Raw genomic sequence first — 20,328 nt, 5'->3', positions numbered from 1 at the left:
TCCCCGGCAAATCAAGCGGACTCATTTTTTAAGGAAATCAAAATGAAAAATAAAGTTTTAACCTCTCTTCTCTTTTACTTTTTCCTCGGTGCAGAGGCATTTGCAGCTTCCGGGACAGGCGGCGGTGATTTTCTTGCCACGCTAAACACTGTGCAAAACTGGGTAAAGGCCGCTTCCGTTGTTCTTGCCTTCATCTTGATTGTTATCGGCGGCCTACGAATCGGTAACGGAGAAGAGAAAGCAACCACTGCTGGTGCCCGCCTTCTATGCGCCGGAGTGTTTATCGGATGTGCCGGTTGGTTTGTTTCCAATCTGATTCCCTACTAATAAGTAAAGAAGAAAAGCATGTATCCCGAACCTATTTACAAGGCGTTGGCAAGACAACCGCTGTACTTGGGAATTCCGTTGATTCCGCTTCTTTTGGTCGGAATAACGGGCTTCTCATTGGCTCTGCTTATTTATATGCCTGCGGTTGTTTTCGTATTTCTCATTTTGTACGTCATGAGATCGCTTTGCGAAAAGGACGAGCAGCTCTTTCATCAGCTCTATTTGTACTGGCTCCTTAACTATAAGAGTTTTCCAAATAGAGCTTACTGGAAGTCAGTCATCTCGTTTGCGCCCAATGTCAAAGAAAAAGAGATACCGCTCCTCATCAGTCGGGCAGATCAAACCTTTTTAGCCTCAAAGGAGCTAAATCAATATGATTAAAAAACTCAAAGACTTTTGGCAGTCTGAAAAAAGTATCAGTGCTCTGATCCCCTTTTCCTCAGTTGTAGCGCCCGGAGTTGTCATCGGGCGCAACGGGGAGTTGATGGCAACCCTCCATTTGGAAGGAATCACGTTCGAGACCCAAAGTCAGGAAGCTTTGGAGATTGCCTGCCGTCAATTGAATAATTTCTATTGCACGGTCGCAAAAAACAATCGAATTATTCAAGTTCATCGAGTCAGAAGACCGATCACAGAACAGCTGACAGCGCCTGAAGCGGGAATTGCCAGAGAATTTGCTCTCAAATACAACCGCCAAATGGGGCAAACCACCCTATTTACCACGGAGTTGTATTTAACTTTAATTGAACGAGCATCCGTCGAACCTCACAAGCGGAAATTTTCAGAATTTAAGGAAGAGTTCGAAGAGCGGATGACAATGTTTGAGGCTCTGCTTGAGTCACTGCAATCGAATTTTGCGATGTACCGGCCTACAAGGCTCTCTGAGTATGAAGAAAACGGCGTTCTATACTCTGATCTTCTTAGTTTCTACAACTTTCTGATCACCGGCAGCTGGCAAAAAATCAGACTGCCGGAGGGGCCCTTGTTTGAGGCCCTCGGCAACACCCGGGTATTTGTCGGCGGAGACACTCTCCAATTTCAAGGTGCCTTCGGCAATACCTATGCGCAAAGCATTGAATTCTTAGATTACAGCAGCGTCACACATTGCAAAGTTCTTGACGAACTGTTCTACCCCGAAAAACAGCAGGACGGAACAGAACCCTATTCCTACGTTGAAACCCAAACCTTTGGGTTCATAGGAAAAAACGATGCAATGTCAAAGATCAAAAAAAGACGCAACAACTTTCTAACCGTTGGCGACGCAGCCGCCTCTCAAATTGAACAACTTTCCGAAGCACTCGATCGAGTTCAGGGGGGAGGTTTAGCTTTCGGAGAATATTCATACTCTCTTTTGATTTTCGGAGACAAGAACACCGTTTCAAAAAATACCCGGAATGCGCTTTCCATCCTGAGCAACGCCGGATTCAAGCCGATTATCGGAACTTTTTGTCTCTCAGCTGCTTGGGCTCATCAAATTCCGGGAAACATTCGCTTCAGACCGAGATATGTTCTTCTCTCGACCATGAATTTTGCTCATCTTGCCCCGTTTCACAATTTTCCGTACGGAAAAAAAGACGGAAACCCCTGGGGAGAGGCGCTTTGTTTATTAAAAACGCCCAGTAACCAGCCGTTCTTCTTTAATTTCCACGTCACGCCCGAGAGATCTAATTCGTTTGATAAAAGAGAAAACGGCCATACGTTGATCTTAGGGAAGTCCGGTTCAGGAAAGACTGTTCTTTTAACTACGCTGCTTTTTCTGGCGCAAAAGTATCGAGACGCCACACACCCTCTCACCTGTATCTTTTTTGACATCAGTCGCGGTGCTGAGGTCGCCATTAGGGCGATGGGCGGCGGTTATCTCACGATTGAAAGCGGAAAAAACTCTCATTTCAATCCGTTTTGGCTGGAACCTACGAGTGAAAACACCGCGTTTTTAAAGCGCCTTATTAAGAAATGCGCAGAGCTTGACAATACGCCGATCACGACCACGCAAAAAAATGATTTGAATGACGCGATCGACACGATCATGACATTTCCTAAAGAAAAAAGGCGCCTGCGTTACTTAACTCAGCTCCTCATTCAAGGAGCGACCGAAGAAAAACAGGAAAATTCTCTAACGAATCGGCTTGCGCGCTGGATCAAAGACGGAGAGTATGCGTGGGTCTTTGACAATGAAGAAGATACTCTGGACTTTAATCAATATCCGAATTTCGGCATTGACGGAACCCATTATTTACAAAACACAGATATTGCGCCGGTCATTTCCGATTACTTATTGCACAAGATTGATGCGATTCTTGACGGACGCCGAGTGCTTATCATCATGGATGAATTTTGGCGGTATTTAGCCGATCCTGACACCTCCAAATTCGCTTTGGAAAAGCTCCTTACGATGCGCAAACAAAACGGGATCATGGTTTTTGCCACCCAAGCGCCGGAACACTTAACCAAAAACGCCTTCGGCAGCCAGTACATTCAAAACTGCATCACCCACATTTTCTTACCTAACGACAAAGCGAAAGCCGAACAATACATCGGCGAATTTGACCTTACTCCGGACGAATTTGAGAAAGTCAAAAACTTTAAGCAGCACGAAAGAAAATTCATTGTTCGGCAGGAAGGCAGAAGCGCGGTATGCAAATTAGACCTTTCTAATTTTCCCAAGGAACTAGAGGTGCTCTCGAGCGGCCCGGACAAAACAGCTTTTGTTGAAAACCTGATTGAGCTCGTGGGCGACAAACCTGAAGCTTGGCTTCCGTACCTTTGGGGCGAAAAAAGCCTTCAGGGAGACAAAGAGGTACCGCTTGCTTGAGTTCAACCCAATGGAGAACAAAATGAAAACCAATAAAAAAATTCTAGCTTCACTGTTTGTTTTTTCCCTGCTGAATATTCCGGCGACAGCTTCAGCGTCAGGCATTCCAACCGTTGACGCATCGGCAATTGCACAAGCCGTGCTGAGTCTTGAGCAATTAAAGAACACCTACGCTCAGATTGTGCAGCAGTACAACCAGGCAGTTTCAACCTATCAGAATTTCACGGGAAACCGCGGTCTGGGCATGATTTTCTACAACCCGGAACTTCGCCAATTTCTTCCCAACAATTTTTCTTCTCAATTAAGAAACGTACTTTCCAACGGGGTCTCTTCCCTGTCGGCGAGAGGCAAAGAAATTTACGAGGAACAAAACTTAAAAGATGTCTGCAACCGATACGTCGGTCAATTGCTTTTGAATTGTCAAAAGCAGCAGGCGGCAAACGCCGAGTACCAAGCAGCGCTCTCAGAAGCGCAGCAAAAAGCAAAACAAAAATATGACACGATCGTGCAGCTGCAAAACGCAATTAACAGCACCCAAGACGCTAAGGCCATTCAGGAACTCTCTGCCCGCATTCAAAGTGAACAGTCCACACTGGAGAGCAGCAGAGCCCAGGCTGCTTACGAATTGGAGTTAGCCAAAGCCCGTATGGAAACTCAGAAAGCTGCTGAAGCTCAAAAACAGCACGAACACGCTTTCAAAGCACTCACGCCCGAGCAAGTTGCAGAAATTATGAGGTACTAGTTATGGCCGCGTATTTCACAACCTTCGGGGAGAATTTCAATGCGATGGTCGGAACCTTTGCAAAAGATGCCTCGGGGACGCTCATTGCCACGTTGGGGCCCATTGTCGCCTCCGGCCTCATTATCTATCTCATGGTCTACGGCTGGCTTATCGGCTCCGGCCGCGTTCAAGGCAGTATGGGGCAAAGCGTCATGCTGGCGGTCAAAATTGCATTTATTGCTTTTTTCGGCTTGAACATCGGAACGTTTACCGATTATGTGATCCCTGCCGTCGGACAGTTTGAGAACGTTTTATTAAGTGTCGCTTCGAGTGGTTTTGACGGTCACGCTGGTTTTGATGCCGGGAAATTAACGAGTCCCTGGATGGCTATTGATAGATTATGGGATGCCTTTACTAAGGGTTGGCAGACGATCAGCAACGCCTCCTCAAAGCTCAATTGGCTCACCTCGGCTGCCACCATCATTGCGCTGATGGGCTGCGAAATCGTCATGGGCATCATCAGCGTGCTCTTTACCTTTTCCGCCTGCGGTGTGCTCCTAATTAATGAAACGGCGCTGGCCGTCATCTTAGGATTCGGACCGCTGTTTATCTGCTCGCTCATGTTTCCGCCCATTAAAAGCTGGTTTGACGGATGGTTAAAAGCGGTCGTGACCTTTGCCTTCACGCTCGTGATGAGTGCGACAGTCACGGCATTATTCAGTTCAGTTTTTACCTCCTGCCTGCAAAAAATCAATATCGCTGCCGAGGCTGAAAACGTCCAAATTGTCGCCATCGGTTTGCCGCTTATGAATTTCTGCGTGCTCGCATTAATCGGCGCCACTTTCATTAAGCAGGTTCCTACGATCACGGCAGCATTAACCGGCGGAATGAATATGGGCGCGGTGGGCCTAGGTCAGATGCTGCACGGAGCCGGGCAAACAGCGCGTTCCGTTGCAGGCGGTCTCACCTTCGGTGCAGGCGCCGCTATGGGCAGCCAAGCCGTTAAAAACTTCGGGAGCTCAATGCTGGGCTCCCAGGGATTAGGCGGCGCAGGCGCTTTAGGCATGGCCGGTCTCGGTGCCGCAGGCGGCTTTGCAGCCAGAATCGGGAACGATGTCATCAACAACGATCTCATCACTCCTCTGAAAAATCAAGCCTACCGAGGTTCATCTGACTTCAACACTCCGCAGCGGGGTTCTGTTTCCGCTGAGTTTGCAGGTCAGCAAGCCACCGCTCAGCAAAACGCCGCAACTGCGGCAAAGATGGTGGCAAACCGCAGAAATAAAGGAAACAAAAATGTTTAAGGTTCTTATTGTTCTTCTCTTCCCTCTCCTCCTTGCTGCCTGCGGAAGCACACCTCCGTCTCAGCCTTCAGGAGAAAAAATACCGATCAATTCCGAACAAACCCAAAAGCTGCTTCGGGAGAGCATCAAAAATCCCAATATTGAGATACCGGAAAACCGCCGAACCAACATCCGATTCGCCTCTGACACGGACGAACTCGTCAACACCCCTTAAGGAACCGATCAACCCTTATCCGAGAATCAATCATGTTTAATAAATATTTAAAGCGTAAACAAAACGGGGGAGAAGCTCCGGTTGAGCCGAAAAAAGACTCTCCCTATGAAAAAGCCGTGAGCTTTGAAGTCACTCGCGAAGAACTTTTCCTCGCTTCTGAAAGAAAAGCCTGGCGTTATACCGTCCTTTTGGGTGCCCTGAGTGTCATTTTGGCAATAGCACTTATGCTCTTGATGCCGCTCAAACAAACACTGCCTTTCGTCATTAAAGTCAACGAAAACAACGGGGACGCAACCGTGCTCTCGATTGCTAACGAGAAGGATATTCCTTACTCGGAAATGATGGATAAATACTGGCTTAATCGGTATGTGCTGGCGCGAGAAACTTATGACTATCGCACTTTAAGCCAAGACTTCACTGTCACTCGGCTTTTGTCCTTTCCCAATGTATTTGAACCCTATGCTGGTCAGTTCGGAACCAACGAACACTCTTTGGAGCAGCGCCTTAAAGACAGCAAGCGAATTTTGGTCGATGTAATTTCCATCGTTCCGAACGGAAAAGATGTCGAAGGCAACAATGTCGCCACGATCCGCTTTGTTAAGAAATTAATAGACACGAAAAACGGCCAGGAAGAAGCTAGAAACGGCTGGGTCGCAACCGTCGCCTACGAGTACGTTCCGGACTTTAAAGCTGATGAACCTTCCAGACTTATTAACCCTTTCGGTTTCAAGGTGAGTTCTTACCGAGTTGATCCGGAACTCTTAGAAGGAGGCGGATTATGAAAAAATTTCTAATTCTTCTTCTCTTGGCCGCTTCATCCTTCAACTCTGTCTTTGCGCTGGATAAGCCGCAAAGCGGCAGAGAAGATAAAAGAGTCTTTTACACCGACTACAAACCGGATGAAATATATCCGATCTCCGCTGTTAACGGATTGATCACAACGATTATCTTTGAACCCGGTGAAACGGTTAAGAATTTCGGTTCGGGTTTTTCGACCGCTTGGGAATTTGCCGCCAGAGAAAATCATTTCTTCTTAAAACCCAAAGAAAAACAAGGAACAACCAATCTCGTTGTTGTAACCGATAGAAGGACTTATCTATTCGATGTCAAATTATCCGGAAACCGCAGCAAAGCCACTTATCGTCTTGCCTTTCGCTATCCCTTAGAGGAACAAGCGAGAATTGCAGCAGAAGCAGAAAAAAATCACGTCAAGGCTCTTCTGGAAGAAAGTCCGATTAAGGAAAATTCGGAGTCAAAAGAACAAACAAATCAAAACCGCAGCTATTCAATGAACTTCGGATCAGCTGCCAATTCTAAAAGGATTGCGCCGATTGAAGCCTTCGATGACGGACGCTTTACCTATCTGAAATTCTCCAAGCACACAGATTTCCCGGCAGCTTACCGCAAAGTGGATCAGGAAGAAACGTTGGTGAACAGTCACGTAAAGGGCGATTGGCTGGTTTTACACGGCGTGTTTGAAGAAATTCTCCTTAGAGCCGGGAGAAGCGTCGTCGGTATTTACAACGATAACTACACCGGAGGCGGAGTAAATGAAGAAGGGGGAGTTTCTGTCCCCGGATTAAAGAGAGAAATTGTGCGCTAGGAGAATAAATATGACAGAAGAAAAAACTTTTGATCAGCCTCAAATGAGCAAGCCGGATATTCCTAAAGAAGAAGGCGTACACAGTGTTGCTGGTAAAAAACAAGGAAAACTTCTAAACATGAGGTTTTTGTACTTTGGAGGTGCCGCTGCCCTGGGCCTAATCGCGCTCATTGCATTTATTTCACCTGACCACGCTCCGAAAGATCTCATTAAAAAGGAAGAAAGTAAAGACCAGAGACTGCTTACGAGCAATCGAACCCTAACCGTACCCCCGCTCCCCAATACGATTCAGGCCCCAAAAGCTCCGAATCCGGAAAATCATGCAAAAACCAATCCGCTGGCTTTTTTAGAAGGATTAACCGGTCAATCACTTGGAAGTCCCGCTCAGGAAGCACCGGCAAGCCCTCCGACGGCGCCTATGGCCAAACCGATCTCAATTGAGCCCTTGCCTCAGCCGACGATGCTCCCGCCGGAACCCCAAAAGGATGAAAAGAAGGAACCGACATTAGACGAGAGAAGATTTGCTGCGCCGATGATGGGAGAGACAGATCGAAACAACAGTCAAAGAGCCGAAAGCTCCTCTCCGATCAATGAAAGCATGCCGGATAACGGCGGAAAGCTGGGTTCGTTGCTCAATTCAGTATCCACTCCCGGAGTAAGAGCAGAAAAAATGCCGGATAGAAATATGCTTCTTGCCAAAGGAACATTCATTGACTGCATTTTAGAAACCCGTCTGGACACAACGGTTCCCGGGATGACGAGCTGCGTTATTCCTAGGAACATTTATTCTTCCAACGGCAAAGTCCTTTTATTGGAGCGCGGCTCGAAAGCTATCGGAGAATACCGCGGTGCAGTTGAAAACGGATTGAACCGGATTTTTGTCCTTTGGACACAAGTTCAAACACCCCAAGGAATCCGCATGAATCTTGACTCTCCCGCAACGGATGCGCTCGGAGGAGCCGGTATGTCCGGTGAAATCGACTTTCACTGGTGGAGACGATTTGGCAATGCCCTTCTCTTCACATTGGTCCAAGACGGATTCGAATTCGGGATGACCAAACAAACAGAAAACAACGGCGGCGTGAATTACTACCAAAACAGTGAAGACGGGATGAAGGAAATTATCCGCGAAGCTATGCGCCAGAGCGGCAATATCCCGCCAACCTTAACCAAAAACCAAGGCGAAAGAATCGGCATTTTCGTCGCCAGAGACGTCGATTTCTCGAGCGTGTATCAGCTGAAAACGATTAATAGGTAAGAAGGAGTAGTAAATGAACAAAGAATTATTGGATAAAAAACTCTCTGTCTTACTTGACCAAGACGTCCAAAAAGAAATGGAACTTCGAGCCCGTATGGGACTTAAGCTTCGTCCGGAATTAAAGTTTTACGGTATCTGCTCAAGCTCGAAAAATGAGCCCAAAAACTCTGAGAATCTGCCTCACTATCTTTTTGTCACTACCGATGAAAACAAAGCGAATAAGGCTCGAGAAATCATCTCTGATGCACTTCAAAGCCGCAATCAATCGGAGAAAGAGCAGCCGAAATTTGACATTCTTTTTGAAATTCAGGAGAGCAAACTTCTGCTGCTCTCGCCAGAGAAGGCAGAAAGTTTTGAAGCTTTTAAAAATGAATTTCAAAAAACCAACGACCTCTTAAGTGTAGAAGCCGAAAAACGTCTTTCTGTTTTAAACAAAGGAATTTTGAACTCCGCAGTAAAAAAGGCGGGAGCCAAAAACAAAAGCACAGAACTTCTGAAGAAGTTCAAAAGTCAGCTGATCAACAGGCTTTATCGGGCCCAAGTTCACGGCAAAGAAGTTCGTGTGAAGGTATACGACAAAAACGCACCTTCACAGGAACCGGTTGTCATGCAAAGTCAGCAGCAAGACAGAACTCGGGAGAGATAAAACCTATGGCAAATCTCACAGAACTGTCCAGAAAAGAAGACAGCGTCATCTTGCTCGAGCTTTTAGAGCCCTTCAAAGAACTTTTGACGGATGATGAAATCACGGAAATTGCTGTGAATCGGCCGGGTCAAATTTACTTTGAAAAACGAGGCCGTTGGATTAAGAAAGACGCTCCGGAATTAACATTTAAAACCTTGAAGCAAATCGGGGTCGCAGCCGCTGTTTTTTCCGGCGCAAATCAGGAATACAGCACTTCTTCCCCTATTCTTTCCGCCGTCCTTCCGGGAGGAGAAAGAGCTCAATTCGTATTACCTCCGGCCTGCCAGGAAGGCACCATCAGTGTCACCATCAGAAAGCCGTCTTTCCAAGTACGATCGTTGGACGATTACGCTCATTCAGGTTTCTTCGATTGCGTGCGGCCTCTTAACTCTGTCAATGAAGAGGATCTAAAGCTATGGGAGCTTTATAGCCGGATTCATGACGCGGAAAACGGAGTTCAAAAGAAACGCAACTTTATTGAAGCTTGCGTTAAGGCACGAAAAACGCTCGTCATTGCCGGAGAAACCGGCAGCGGCAAAACCACCTTCATGAAGGCTTTGATGCAAAGCATCCCCTTTGAAGAGCGCATCATCACAATTGAAGACGTTCCGGAGCTCGTGTACGGATTGCCTAACCACGATAACAAAGTTTGTCTTTTCTATGCTTCCGAAGTCAAAACCGGCTCAACGGTCAAACCCAACGACTTGATGAGATCCTGCCTTCGAATGAAGCCGGACAGAATACTGCTGGCTGAATTGAGGGGTTCGGAAACCTACGATTTCCTGAATGTTTGTCTCTCCGGGCACGGAGGTTCAATTACGAGCTGCCATGCCGGCAGTTGTAAAGGCGTTTTTGAATATCTGACGTTAAAAGTTCAACAGTCAGAAGAGGCCAAAACCATGACGCCCGAAAGAATCAACACGCTTCTGCACTTAGTCATTGATGTTGTGATCCATGTTCACAACAGCCGGGACAAAGGTCGTCATATCACTGAGATTTGGTTTAACGACAAATATAAACCGAATAGTCCTAAGGGGCTTAACCTTCTCGGAGAAGCAAGATGAGAATCAAACGGCAGTACCTGAAAATCGCGGGATGGATATTGCTAATTTGCGGACTGACCTCTTGGTTTGCCGGTCTGATCTTGTTTTTGCTTTTTAATTTACCGCTCACAAGCTGCTTCCCGTGGACCATTTGGCAGTACTACGCAATTTACGGAAACAGTAAAGACACTTTTTATCGCCTGATTGTGACGGTCTGCACATTCGGCCCCTGGTTTATTACCGGATACTTTGTCTTGGACAGAGTTCTACACTATAAGAAAAGAAAGCTGCACGGCAACGCTAAATTTGCCACAACCGATGAAATTGAAGAAGCCGGTCTTTTCCCGAAATCCGACAAACTCGACAAAACCATCCTTTTAGGAAAGTACAAGGGGAAGTATCTCTGCTACGGCGGTTATCAATTCGTACTGTTGGCAGCCCCGACGAGATCCGGTAAAGGCGTAGGGGTTGTGATTCCGAATTGTCTTAACTATTCGGACTCTCTTGTCGTCCTTGACATTAAGCTTGAAAACTATCGCATCACCTCCGGTTTCAGGAAAGCGTGCGGGCAAGACGTTTACCTTTTTGCCCCCTATGATACTCAGGGAAGAACGTGTCGCTACAACCCGTTAAGTTACATCAGCAAAGACAAAGCGTTTCAGATCAGCGATATTGACAGCATATCCGCTGCACTCTTCTCGACAAAAGTCGGATCGGATGAATTCTGGTCTGATCAAGCCAAGGATATGTTCCGAGGCCTCTGTCTGTTTGTCTTAGAGCAACCGGAACTGCCTCATACTTTAGGCGAAATGTTCCGGCAGGCCAGCGGCAAGGGTAAGCCTCTCAAAGACCATCTTCAACAAACTGTTGAGGCAAAACAAAAAGAAGGGAAACCCTTTTCAAGTGCATGCATTGACTGTTTAAACCGAGTAATCACGATGCCGGATAACACTTTCGGGTCGGTAGTCGCCACTTTTAACTCAAAAATGAAGATGTTTCAAAACGTCCTTGTGGATATGGCCACAAGTGACAATGATTTTGATCTTCGTGATGTCAGAAAAAAGAAGATGACGATTTACTTTGGCATCACTCCAAACAAACTGGCAGATGCTGCCGGACTTGTGAATCTTTTCTTCGATCAATTAATCAACTTAAATGTCAACGAATTGCCGGAGGACAACCCTAAAGAGCTCAAGTATCAATGCCTGATGATCATGGACGAATTTACTTCCATCGGCAAAGTCGAGATCATTAACAAGTCCGTGAGCTTCCAGGCGGGCTACAACATGCGGCTGCTGACGATCATTCAAAACAAGTCACAGCTTGAGCAGTGTTACGGCAAAGACGGGGCAGTAACTCTATTGAGCAACCATGCCGTGCAAATCATCTACCAGCCTTCTACCGCCACACCGAACGACGCTAAAGAATACTCTGACATGATCGGTTATGAGACCGTAAGAAACGGCTCCAAGTCCATCAGCTACAACTCTACAAGCGAATCGTTTTCCGATCAAAAAAGAGCCCTGATCTTGCCGCAGGAACTAAGAGAACTTGGGGATAAAAAAGAAATTGTTTGCACGGATAAATGCCGTCCTTTCAAATGCGAAAAAATCAAGTATTACCTAGATCCTGAATTTGTCAGACGCGGCTGGGGAAAAGAACTCGGACTTAAAGGGGTCTACCCTCCTGCTTCCACTCCGAAATACGACTTAGATGAATTTATTGCGAAGATTGAAAAACGCACGCGTTTTGCGACTGAAGAAGATTTCACAGACAACAAGGAACCAAGTTTAGTCGGACAAGAAGAGTTTCCGGAAACCGATCCGAACCTGTCTGAAGAGATGATGGATATGTTTGTAGAAGAACAGATTTCATATATCTATTCAAAGGTCATTACTGAAACGGATTCCGGTATAGAAAACCGAAAACAAGCCGCCAATGAAGCGGTTGAAGAGGTTTTCGACGATTTATTCGGTGGCCCCGAGGATGCCCCGGAAGAAAAAACCGGTATGGAAAAGGAAAACGCCGAGATTAAAGACAAATTTTCTTCCGAACAAAACCAACAACAAACTCAACAGGAAACACAGTCGGCAGAAAAGACCGACGAAGCAATAGAAAAGCTTTCCGGGCTCGATCTAAGTTCGATCAATTTAAACAACATCTTCGGAGGTGAGACAGCTTAATAACGAAATCAGACAAATTCAACACAGTATTTTTGGTACAAATTTTTTAGGAAACAAATATGACAAACGGTAACTACGAACAAATCGCAACCAAAATTGTGGTCTTTGCAGAACCTTCTCTGAACCAAATTACACCCACCTCCGGACCCAATGCAGGAAAAGAAACTTCTGTTCTGAATTTCAAAGCTTTTCATCCAAACTACACCCGGAATGACAAAGGCGAGTTCGAGCAGCAGGATTCTGATTGGTTCACAGTTAAGATGTATGGGAAAAAAGCTGAGAACGTCGCACGACACCTAAAAGAAGGTATGGTACTCGAAGTACGCGGCTCCGTCACGGACAAAACATTTACCGGAAGAGACGGTCAGGAGCACTCTGTCAAAGAAATCAACGCTTCTGCAATTGCTTTGTCTTTAGAACAGAACGGCATCAAATCGCTTCAGTTTGAACGGGAAAATAAGCAGAAAGACAAATCCGAGCAAAAATCCGAGCAACCCAGACGTAAATCAAGAGCGTCTACTGCTGTTCGATAAAAACAAAGAGAGGGTCGGGAGAACCCCTTTCCGACCCTTCGATCTGCCCGGGAGACACTTATGCCAGAAACTTCAGCACATCAGATTACAACCGTAATAGTCAAGAGAACCATAAGGCGAATACGCATACCAAAATCCAGCCCAGTTTTCTCTAAAAGAGAGAGAGACATGGCCTTTGAAGATTTTTTTGATACTCGCTTTAGGGGGCGCCATTTTAAGTCTTCCTTAAAGGAAAAAGGAGTAAACGATGCTACTCGCTGAACAACTGGAATTTGATTTTTTTGCGCCTCCGGAACACGAAAAACCTAAGGCCGATAAAAAGCCGGCTGTCTTAACTGCGATCAAAGACGCTGATATTTTGAATTACCAATTGAACAGGGACGGCAGCCGCAAGCTTCAAGATTTCGGGGAAGACCTTCATAACACCCGCAAGGGAAGATCAGTCAACAGGAGCACTGAGCCTTATAAATTCATCCAGGGATCCCCGGAAGAACTTGAAAAACGTCTCGCTTCTGAGCCGCTGGATAAGATATGGCCTAAAAGTTCCATCCTCGAGCTGCATAAAGACAACCCCGAAGCGGCTGCTTGTCTGTGGCTCGTAAGGTCAACATTAAGAGGCAGACGGCCGGCCAAAGATACCTATAAATTCAGACGCTATCTGCACACGGCCTCCGCAGCAATCGCCTTGCATCGCCAAGTTATAAACGGAGAACTGGCTCCTGAAGCCCCTACCGAAGCCTTTGATCATTTTTACGAAGTGGGAGATAAGTATAAGGTTCTCGCGCATATTTCTACGAAGTACTGGCCCTTCATCGGAGCCTATAGTATCGGCGACGCACAAGATATTTGTCGCTGGAATGACTTTAGATTATCTGACGATACCGACATTGAATCCTATCAATATCAATGTATTCTTCCGGGAAGCCGGGACAACAAGCAATTATGTTTAAAAAACTCTGACGGGAAGCTTTTTCCCTATTATGCGGTAGCCGTCGGAAACAGCGAGAAAGAGTTCGAAGCTAATATTGAAAAGCAGCTCAAAACAACCTTCGGAAAACTGCTTGAGACTGCAAGTCAACCCGAAAAAGAACAAGAGTCCAAGCCCAAGCCTGCCCTATCCATAAAACTGTACGGCCGCGGAGTTCGTAACAGCCATACTTATGAAGTATATGGAAAATCCGGAACAATCGAGTTCCAGCTCACAGACAAGATTGCTTTTGAATCTGATGAAGCATTTTGGAACTATGTGAACACCCACAGAACGGAACTGGAAAATAAGTACCGAGAATTCCGGGCGGAATTTTCTAAAACGGAAAAAGATTGGAGAAGCGGTTCTCCGATTCGAGATCGTGTAGGCCCGGACTACCGAGAAGGAAAAGACGCCACGCCGGAAATGTTTATGAGTACCTTCGGCTTCAGAGGTGTGGAGTTTGGTAATTGGGTAAAACAAGGCAAAAACGGCAGGGAACGGCAATGGATGCTCAATAATGCCTACGACTCCCTCATGGATCTCTCAAAGATATTGGGCATTCCTCCAAAGGCCGTAGCCCTAGACGGCGAATTGGGATTGTGCTTCGGTTCCAGAGGACACGGCAGCGCATCTGCGCATTACGAACCAGCTAACCGACTGATAAATCTCACCAAAACCAAAGGCTACTCTTGTCTGGCTCACGAGTGGTTTCATGCGCTCGACCACTACCTGATGAGAACGAATTACCGGGAAAAGCTCGATGTCAGGATGCTCAGTGAACAGGTTGATTCGGAGGTAATTTTTAAATTAACACCGAAGGCTCAGGAACGAATCAATGAGGGCGGTAAAAAGATTTATTCGCTATGGATGGGTTCTGCCTCCCGGGTGGAATACGAACTCAAGACCAATCCGAAAGCTGCTGAATTAGCGCGAAGGGTTGTTGCCGGAGAACTGGATCAGGCCGATATTAACCTCGATATCGCAGATAGAGGCAGAGAACTTGTCTACAAAGTAACGCTCACCAAAGAAGACCTTCTTCAGACGGAACGAGGCGCAGCAGATAAGATCCGGCCCGAGCTGCATCACGCTTGGGCAGAAACGATTGACACCATTCGTTCAACTGCGATGCACCGAAGAATGCTGAAGAAAAAAGCGTACTGGAATAGTAAAACAGAAGAAGCGGCCAGAAGCTTTGAGGCTTTCGTAGAGGTGCGCAGTCAAGAGTTAGGCATTACCAATGACTTCTTAACAAACGGAGCATTTGTCGAGAAGACGTTAGACAAGAATTCTTATTATCCCTATCTAGACGGCGTGGACGTCCGGAGGGTTTCCGAGAAATTTAAAGCTCTCTTTGAAGAGATTAAAACTAAAGAGACTAATAAAGGAGTTGCTCTTTTCTCAAAAACCAGAGAGGGCAAAAGCGGTGCCAAGATTTCTGAGATTAGAGAAGCCTTGGAGAAAAAATTCGGCAAAACTACCATTAACGCCTTAATTGACAACGGTCGTCTCAAAATTATTTCCGACATCAATGATGTACCGCCATACCTGTCAGCTTTGCCGGAAGAACTAAAAAATTCCAAGAAAAACACAAAGACCGGATTTATTGTCCCTGACCAGTTTGCTCACGAAGGCAATCCGGAAGGAATTTTTGCGACACTGAACATTAAGGGAAACCTAAAGTATCCCAACGGTGAAATTGTCATTAAGGAAGGTTTTTACCGCCTAAATAAACATCGGGGTTTAGGAGCCAAACACCTTACTGCAAACGCAATAGAGTTTCCTTCCAGAGATCTTTTCCCAACCGAGGCAAATAAAACTGAGGCTGCTTTACTGAGTCTTAGAGAGGTTCTGACAAGCGCAACAAGGCTTTACAAGGAAAGTGAGACTCAGTTTGTCTTTTATTCACCGAAGTACAACAGAGGGGTTCCCTGTGAATTTAACAATAAAAACAATTCGTTCTCAGTCATCACGGATAGACCAGTAAAGCCTAAATTTGATGTCGAAAGATTATGGGGAAATGATAGTGTGAGATTGTCAGGCGCGCTCATCTTTCCTGACCGCGATGCTTCGGCTACACCGCCCTCTTCTGGACCAGACATTGAAGATAATCAAACCGAACTTCAACCGACTACGTCGCACGAGGATCTTTACACTGATGTCAATTATACCGAAGAAATAAGAAACAAACTTGCTCTAGTTCGCTCAGGGAAAAAAAGGAGCTTCAAAAAAACTCCTCATTTCATTAACTCCGGTGAAGGGAGAGTACAAGGATTCTATGAACAAGAGCATAAAACTGCGTTTCTTATTGCTGAAAATTTAGTGCCGGAAGCTGCCTCTTCAGTGCTGCTTCACGAAGTCGGAATCCATATGGCTTACGACTCCGAGCTGAAAGAAAAAGTTATCCCTTTAGTAAAAGAGGCTCCTCGTCTATTAGAGGAAGGCTTCAGGCAACGAGATCCCGTTTGCCTAGCTGCCGAGATCCGCTTAAAAGATTCCGGAATTACAAAAGATCATCCCAATTATGCGGAAGAGACTGCTGCGTACCTTGTTGAAGAGTGTTCTAAACAAAGAAACGCTCTCCCAAAACTTCAGCGCTGGTACAAACAAATGCGCTCGGCTGTAAGCGTCTGGCTATTTAATCACGGCTTTAAAGACTGTAAAACACTTACCACCGATGATTTTGTGACAATCGCAAAATCCAACCTCCATATGATTGCGCTGCATCCGGAATTATTAAAACATCAGTCAATCCAGGAGCACTCGCCGGCTTCTGAAGGCCTCTCTCAGAAAAAACAACGAAAAGCAAATTCCTCATTGGAACGTTAGCCAAAGGAGAAACAATAATGAGATCAGAACTGTCTCCCTTCTCTATCGACAGAAAAATCATCAACACACTGCTGCAATTAATGAAAGAGAGAGACTACCTGGAGTCTGTCCTCGCCAATGGTCTTTCAAGCATGAACAGCCGAGAGATTCCGTTCTATATCGACGAAGAGCTTTCAGTAACGGGCAAAGAAATATGGTTGATCGTTTCAAGAACGCATCTCACTAAAGAAGGTGTTCCAAACATCGAAGGTTGGAACCAATACCCATTTGTACTTCCCTGGGAAAACAGGGCTTCCCCGGATAAAAAACTATGGCTTGTCAAGCTCAAAGACGGAAGATTTATTACCGCAGAATATAACGGCGGCTGGCATAGATGGCCGGATGAAAAAATTGCTTTCTTCAGAGACCCGTCTGAAGCACCGACAAACTTATGCCGCAACTTAAGCGATACTGAAAAATCCAATTTATGGCTCCCCTACCCGGAACACGTTCCTGTAACCGGAAAAACTTATGAAGTTTTTATTTCCACCGGGGAGGTAAGGACCGCAACCTGGCGCGGAGAAGACTGGTCGTACTTCAACGCCAAAGTTAAAGCCTTTAAAGAAATAGAAGAACCGAGTTTGATATGAGATTATTTATTGCTGAAAAACCATCCGTTGCCAAAGCTATCATTGCCGAGCTGGGAACCGTTAAAAGATTCAACGGTTATGTGGAATGCAAAGGAAACATTTGCGTCACTTGGTGCTTTGGCCACCTACTGGAGCAAGCTGAACCCGACTACTATCTTCCTGAAGATGTTCCCACCACTCCCAAAGGGAAAAAACGGTGGCGTATGGAGGATCTGCCGATATTTCCGGACAACTGGAAATTGCTGCCTAAAAACGATAAAGGTGTCAAAAACCAGTTGAAGATAATAAAAACTCTGCTATCGAAAGCTGATACCGTCGTAAACTGCGGAGATCCCGATAGGGAGGGACAGCTGTTGGTAGACGAAATTTTGGAGTTTTATCGTTATCGAAAACCAAGTTTGCGCTTTTGGGCTTCCGCTCAAGATTCAACATCCATCAAGAAAGCTCTTCAATCTTTAAAACCAAACAGTCAATTTAAAGGTATGGCGCAAGCCGCACTCGGAAGAAGTCGCGCGGACTGGCTTATTGGCATGAACCTTACGCGGCTTTTCACATTAAAGCACTCAACACCGAGCGAGAAAACTCTCATAGCGGTAGGCCGGGTACAGACCCCCACACTCGCATTAGTCGCTGCCCGAGATCAGCTTATCAAAAATTTCAAGCCCATCCCTTTCTATTCTTTCAATGCTGTGATCACGCATGAGGGCATAAACTTTTCCGCGCAATGGGAACCAAAGCCAGATCAACAGGGATTAGACGCTCAAAAGCGGCTGATCGACTCTTCAGAGGCTCAAAAGATTCTCAGCAAACTTCAGAGTCTCGGTTCCGGGAAGGTTCTCTCTTTTACTCAGCTCCCCAAAAAAGCTCTTCAACCCAAACCATACTCCCTTGCGGACATCCAGCTTGACGCATCAAACCGATACGGATTTTCTGCTGAGGAAACTCTAAACATTTGCCAGGCTCTTTATGAAAAATATAAGCTCGCCAGCTATCCGAGGTCGGATTGTCAATATTTGCCGGAAAGTCAGTTTTCTGACGCCAAGGCCGTTCTAGATGCTATAGCTGCCACCAGTCCCAATCTTGCAGAATTGGTCCGCCAGGCAAATCCAAAGATTCGTTCAGAAGCCTGGAACGACAAAAAGATCAGCGCTCATCACGGAATAATTCCTACGAGACAACGGGCTGCTGTCTCAGAGCTAAATCCAGAAGAACAGAAAATTTACAACCTGATTGCCAAACGCTATATATGCCAATTTTTACCGGTTCATGAATATCTAGAAACTAAAATTGTCCTGGCTTTCAATGGAGAATCTTTTAAAAGTACCGGGAAAACGACCAAGATTGAAGGATGGAAAGCCGTATACCTTAAAGATCAAAATTCTGAGGAAAAGACCACACTCCAAAATCTTCCCATTCTTCAAGAGGGAAGCTCTGTTGAATTTAAAGAGATTAGAGCCGAAAACAAAAAAACGACACCTCCCAATTCTTTTACCGAAGGTACTTTAATTTCGGCAATGGAAAAAATTCATACGGTTGTTAAAGACCCTGAATTCAAAAAATTTTTAAAAGAAACGGACGGTATTGGAACGCCTGCAACGCGAGCTGCAATTATCTCGGAATTAAAAAGAAAAGGATATTTAGAGGTAAAAGGCAAAAAAATCCACGCTACGGAATTAGGTTTTCGTCTTTTAGGACTAGTTCCTAACTCAGTTAAAAATCCCATCCTCACGGCCATGTTTGAAAGGAAGCTAAAAGAAGTTGAATCCGGGAAAACTGACCTCGAGTCCTTTATGGCTCCGTTAAAGAAAATGATTCAAGACGAGATCGAAAAGGCATGAGCGAAAAAATCTTAAAAACGTTGGATGATCTGTACCCTTACGCGATTCGCAAAACCAAAGGCAGAGTCTCAAAAATAGAGCGCCTCTCAACATTGAACTCGTACCACAAGGCGTGGGGAGTGGTTCGAAAAACTCCCGAGGTAATGGTTAAACTTGGGCGATCCGATGTCAAAGACTTTCCTCACATTAAAGCAATTGCCGACTACATTTCTAGAAATGGAAAACTAACTTTGGAAGACAAAGACGGCAATCTGTACCAAGGTAAAGATGAATACAGTGAAATTCTTAAGAACTGGCGCACTCAAAACGAAATCCCGGAACAAGACGAAGGGAAAAGTTTTGCACGCCGAATCATTCTTTCAATGCCGAAAGGAACTGATGAGAAGAGTTTTGAGTCTGCGTGCCGTTTATGGGCTAAAGATTGTTTAGGAGACTACGACTACCTAATGACTTTTCATTTCGAATATTCTGATAAAAAGACCACACACCCTCACTGTCACATCCTTCTGTCAACTCTTGGAAAGGACAAAAAAAGGCTGCATCTGACTAATGTCGAAAGAGCCGTCTTAAGAGAACATTTCGCCGTGTGCCTGAATCGGTTTGGCATCCGGGCAAACTGCACAACACGCTTTGTCCGGGGAAGAACACAGCGTCCAGCAACTCAGCAAGAATTTAATGCGGCCAAACGATTCAAAGCCAACAAAGAACGTGCTCAAGTTTATGCAATAGCAAAAAAACGCAAGAAAACAGAGCTCACCAATAATCAACAAGCAAGAATAAACGAGGCCAGTGAAGCTATTCGTCAAGGAAAAGATATTCCTGATCATCCCGCAATAAAAAAGCTGAAGAAAAAGCGGGGCGATCTTTTGAATAAGGCAAAAACGGCTGCCGGGGAGTTGCTTCAATCACAAAACCCGGTACATCAGGAGCTTGGGCAAAGAATGTCACATTTTTATAAAAACCTTGAACCTGTCGAAAGTCAGCAGCAAAAAATTGTCAGAGTCTTCAACGAGCAGAAGGCAGAACGAATCAGACGAATGCAGGCAATGAAAAAACGAAAAAAAGAGCAAGGCAACGCAAGGTGAGCTCCTGGTCTGCCCTTTCTAAAAAATTGAGCTTGAAACCCTAAGATTTCAAGCCCCGATCATCTTGCAAACATCAAGGAGTGTTTTCAACCGGAGAATATTTTGGTTTCTTAAGTTTTCAAACTCTCTTAAGTTAACTCTGTGTTTTTGTTGTCGATTTCACAGGGCAGTGGTACTTTATTAATTGTTTTTTATCTTTTGGTTGCCATTTAGGTAACCAAGCAAATTGCTTAATTTAATTCATTGAATTTGAGTAAAAAATGGTTCCTTCTTCCCCTGCCATTTCCTCCTTGAACA

General features: G+C 45.4%; 17 protein-coding genes. All 17 read left to right on the top strand.

Going from position 1 to position 20,328, the window contains the following annotated elements:
* Positions 1-42 precede the first annotated feature (42 nt).
* The 17 genes from HMPREF9439_RS06745 (at position 43) to HMPREF9439_RS06665 (ending at position 20,031) form a co-directional block, all read left to right on the top strand.
* Positions 43-327, top strand: coding sequence for a hypothetical protein (locus HMPREF9439_RS06745; RefSeq protein ID WP_040603491.1), 285 nt, complete (start codon positions 43-45; stop codon positions 325-327).
* Positions 328-345: 18 nt separating this feature from the next.
* Positions 346-708: a VirB3 family type IV secretion system protein gene (locus HMPREF9439_RS06740; protein ID WP_008864269.1), complete on the top strand. Its 363-nt coding sequence runs from the start codon at positions 346-348 to the stop codon at positions 706-708.
* Complete coding sequence (locus HMPREF9439_RS06735; RefSeq protein ID WP_008864268.1) at positions 701-3,139, top strand: VirB4 family type IV secretion/conjugal transfer ATPase; 2,439 nt, start codon at positions 701-703, stop codon at positions 3,137-3,139. The genes HMPREF9439_RS06740 and HMPREF9439_RS06735 overlap by 8 nt, the downstream gene beginning before the upstream one ends.
* A 22-nt stretch (positions 3,140-3,161) precedes the next feature.
* A complete protein-coding gene (locus HMPREF9439_RS06730; protein ID WP_040603490.1) occupies positions 3,162-3,881 on the top strand; it encodes a TrbJ/VirB5 family protein in 720 nt (239 codons plus the stop codon).
* A 2-nt stretch (positions 3,882-3,883) separates the two neighbouring features.
* Positions 3,884-5,164: a TrbL/VirB6 family protein gene (locus HMPREF9439_RS06725; RefSeq protein WP_008864266.1), complete on the top strand. Its 1,281-nt coding sequence runs from the start codon at positions 3,884-3,886 to the stop codon at positions 5,162-5,164.
* Positions 5,157-5,378 (top strand): hypothetical protein, encoded by a 222-nt coding sequence (locus HMPREF9439_RS06720; protein ID WP_008864265.1) that lies wholly within the window; start codon positions 5,157-5,159, stop codon positions 5,376-5,378. Before HMPREF9439_RS06725 ends, HMPREF9439_RS06720 begins: the two co-directional genes overlap by 8 nt.
* A gap of 32 nt (positions 5,379-5,410) precedes the next feature.
* Positions 5,411-6,160, top strand: a complete 750-nt coding sequence (locus HMPREF9439_RS06715; RefSeq protein WP_008864264.1) for a VirB8 family type IV secretion system protein — start codon at positions 5,411-5,413, stop codon at positions 6,158-6,160.
* On the top strand, positions 6,157-6,981 hold the full coding sequence (gene virB9, locus HMPREF9439_RS06710; RefSeq protein ID WP_008864263.1) for a P-type conjugative transfer protein VirB9: 825 nt from the start codon (positions 6,157-6,159) through the stop codon (positions 6,979-6,981). Before HMPREF9439_RS06715 ends, virB9 begins: the two co-directional genes overlap by 4 nt.
* Positions 6,982-6,991: 10 nt before the next feature.
* A complete protein-coding gene (virB10, locus tag HMPREF9439_RS06705; RefSeq protein ID WP_008864262.1) occupies positions 6,992-8,239 on the top strand; it encodes a type IV secretion system protein VirB10 in 1,248 nt (415 codons plus the stop codon).
* 13 nt (positions 8,240-8,252) lie between these two features.
* On the top strand, positions 8,253-8,885 hold the full coding sequence (locus tag HMPREF9439_RS06700; RefSeq protein ID WP_008864261.1) for a hypothetical protein: 633 nt from the start codon (positions 8,253-8,255) through the stop codon (positions 8,883-8,885).
* Between the two features lie 5 nt (positions 8,886-8,890).
* Positions 8,891-9,988 (top strand): P-type DNA transfer ATPase VirB11, encoded by a 1,098-nt coding sequence (virB11, locus tag HMPREF9439_RS06695; protein WP_008864260.1) that lies wholly within the window; start codon positions 8,891-8,893, stop codon positions 9,986-9,988.
* Entirely contained in the window at positions 9,985-12,150 is a 2,166-nt protein-coding gene (locus HMPREF9439_RS06690) for a type IV secretory system conjugative DNA transfer family protein (RefSeq protein ID WP_008864259.1), read from the top strand. The genes virB11 and HMPREF9439_RS06690 overlap by 4 nt, the downstream gene beginning before the upstream one ends.
* Positions 12,151-12,209: 59 nt before the next feature.
* On the top strand, positions 12,210-12,683 hold the full coding sequence (locus HMPREF9439_RS06685) for a single-stranded DNA-binding protein (RefSeq protein WP_008864258.1): 474 nt from the start codon (positions 12,210-12,212) through the stop codon (positions 12,681-12,683).
* Positions 12,684-12,930: 247 nt separating this feature from the next.
* On the top strand, positions 12,931-16,479 hold the full coding sequence (locus HMPREF9439_RS06680) for an LPD1 domain-containing protein (protein WP_008864257.1): 3,549 nt from the start codon (positions 12,931-12,933) through the stop codon (positions 16,477-16,479).
* Between the two features lie 17 nt (positions 16,480-16,496).
* Positions 16,497-17,108, top strand: a complete 612-nt coding sequence (locus HMPREF9439_RS06675; protein WP_008864256.1) for a hypothetical protein — start codon at positions 16,497-16,499, stop codon at positions 17,106-17,108.
* Positions 17,105-18,946, top strand: coding sequence for a DNA topoisomerase 3 (locus tag HMPREF9439_RS06670; protein ID WP_008864255.1), 1,842 nt, complete (start codon positions 17,105-17,107; stop codon positions 18,944-18,946). The genes HMPREF9439_RS06675 and HMPREF9439_RS06670 overlap by 4 nt, the downstream gene beginning before the upstream one ends.
* A complete protein-coding gene (locus tag HMPREF9439_RS06665) occupies positions 18,943-20,031 on the top strand; it encodes a relaxase/mobilization nuclease domain-containing protein (protein WP_008864254.1) in 1,089 nt (362 codons plus the stop codon). The genes HMPREF9439_RS06670 and HMPREF9439_RS06665 overlap by 4 nt, the downstream gene beginning before the upstream one ends.
* Positions 20,032-20,328 lie beyond the last annotated feature (297 nt).

The sequence above is a fragment of the Parasutterella excrementihominis YIT 11859 genome (genome assembly GCF_000205025.1).
Classification (GTDB): domain Bacteria; phylum Pseudomonadota; class Gammaproteobacteria; order Burkholderiales; family Burkholderiaceae_F; genus Parasutterella; species Parasutterella excrementihominis.
The sequence above is the reverse complement of the archived record's forward strand: the minus strand, read 5'-3'. Positions and strand labels throughout refer to the sequence as shown.

Bases quoted from the DNA above. Each gene is read 5' to 3' on its own strand.
- HMPREF9439_RS06745 (WP_040603491.1), top strand. From the start codon at position 43: ATGAAAAATAAAGTTTTAACCTCTCTTCTCTTTTACTTTTTCCTCGGT.
- HMPREF9439_RS06740 (WP_008864269.1), top strand. From the start codon at position 346: ATGTATCCCGAACCTATTTACAAGGCGTTGGCAAGACAACCGCTGTAC.
- HMPREF9439_RS06735 (WP_008864268.1), top strand. From the start codon at position 701: ATGATTAAAAAACTCAAAGACTTTTGGCAGTCTGAAAAAAGTATCAGT.
- HMPREF9439_RS06730 (WP_040603490.1), top strand. From the start codon at position 3,162: ATGAAAACCAATAAAAAAATTCTAGCTTCACTGTTTGTTTTTTCCCTG.
- HMPREF9439_RS06725 (WP_008864266.1), top strand. From the start codon at position 3,884: ATGGCCGCGTATTTCACAACCTTCGGGGAGAATTTCAATGCGATGGTC.
- HMPREF9439_RS06720 (WP_008864265.1), top strand. From the start codon at position 5,157: ATGTTTAAGGTTCTTATTGTTCTTCTCTTCCCTCTCCTCCTTGCTGCC.
- HMPREF9439_RS06715 (WP_008864264.1), top strand. From the start codon at position 5,411: ATGTTTAATAAATATTTAAAGCGTAAACAAAACGGGGGAGAAGCTCCG.
- virB9 (WP_008864263.1), top strand. From the start codon at position 6,157: ATGAAAAAATTTCTAATTCTTCTTCTCTTGGCCGCTTCATCCTTCAAC.
- virB10 (WP_008864262.1), top strand. From the start codon at position 6,992: ATGACAGAAGAAAAAACTTTTGATCAGCCTCAAATGAGCAAGCCGGAT.
- HMPREF9439_RS06700 (WP_008864261.1), top strand. From the start codon at position 8,253: ATGAACAAAGAATTATTGGATAAAAAACTCTCTGTCTTACTTGACCAA.
- virB11 (WP_008864260.1), top strand. From the start codon at position 8,891: ATGGCAAATCTCACAGAACTGTCCAGAAAAGAAGACAGCGTCATCTTG.
- HMPREF9439_RS06690 (WP_008864259.1), top strand. From the start codon at position 9,985: ATGAGAATCAAACGGCAGTACCTGAAAATCGCGGGATGGATATTGCTA.
- HMPREF9439_RS06685 (WP_008864258.1), top strand. From the start codon at position 12,210: ATGACAAACGGTAACTACGAACAAATCGCAACCAAAATTGTGGTCTTT.
- HMPREF9439_RS06680 (WP_008864257.1), top strand. From the start codon at position 12,931: ATGCTACTCGCTGAACAACTGGAATTTGATTTTTTTGCGCCTCCGGAA.
- HMPREF9439_RS06675 (WP_008864256.1), top strand. From the start codon at position 16,497: ATGAGATCAGAACTGTCTCCCTTCTCTATCGACAGAAAAATCATCAAC.
- HMPREF9439_RS06670 (WP_008864255.1), top strand. From the start codon at position 17,105: ATGAGATTATTTATTGCTGAAAAACCATCCGTTGCCAAAGCTATCATT.
- HMPREF9439_RS06665 (WP_008864254.1), top strand. From the start codon at position 18,943: ATGAGCGAAAAAATCTTAAAAACGTTGGATGATCTGTACCCTTACGCG.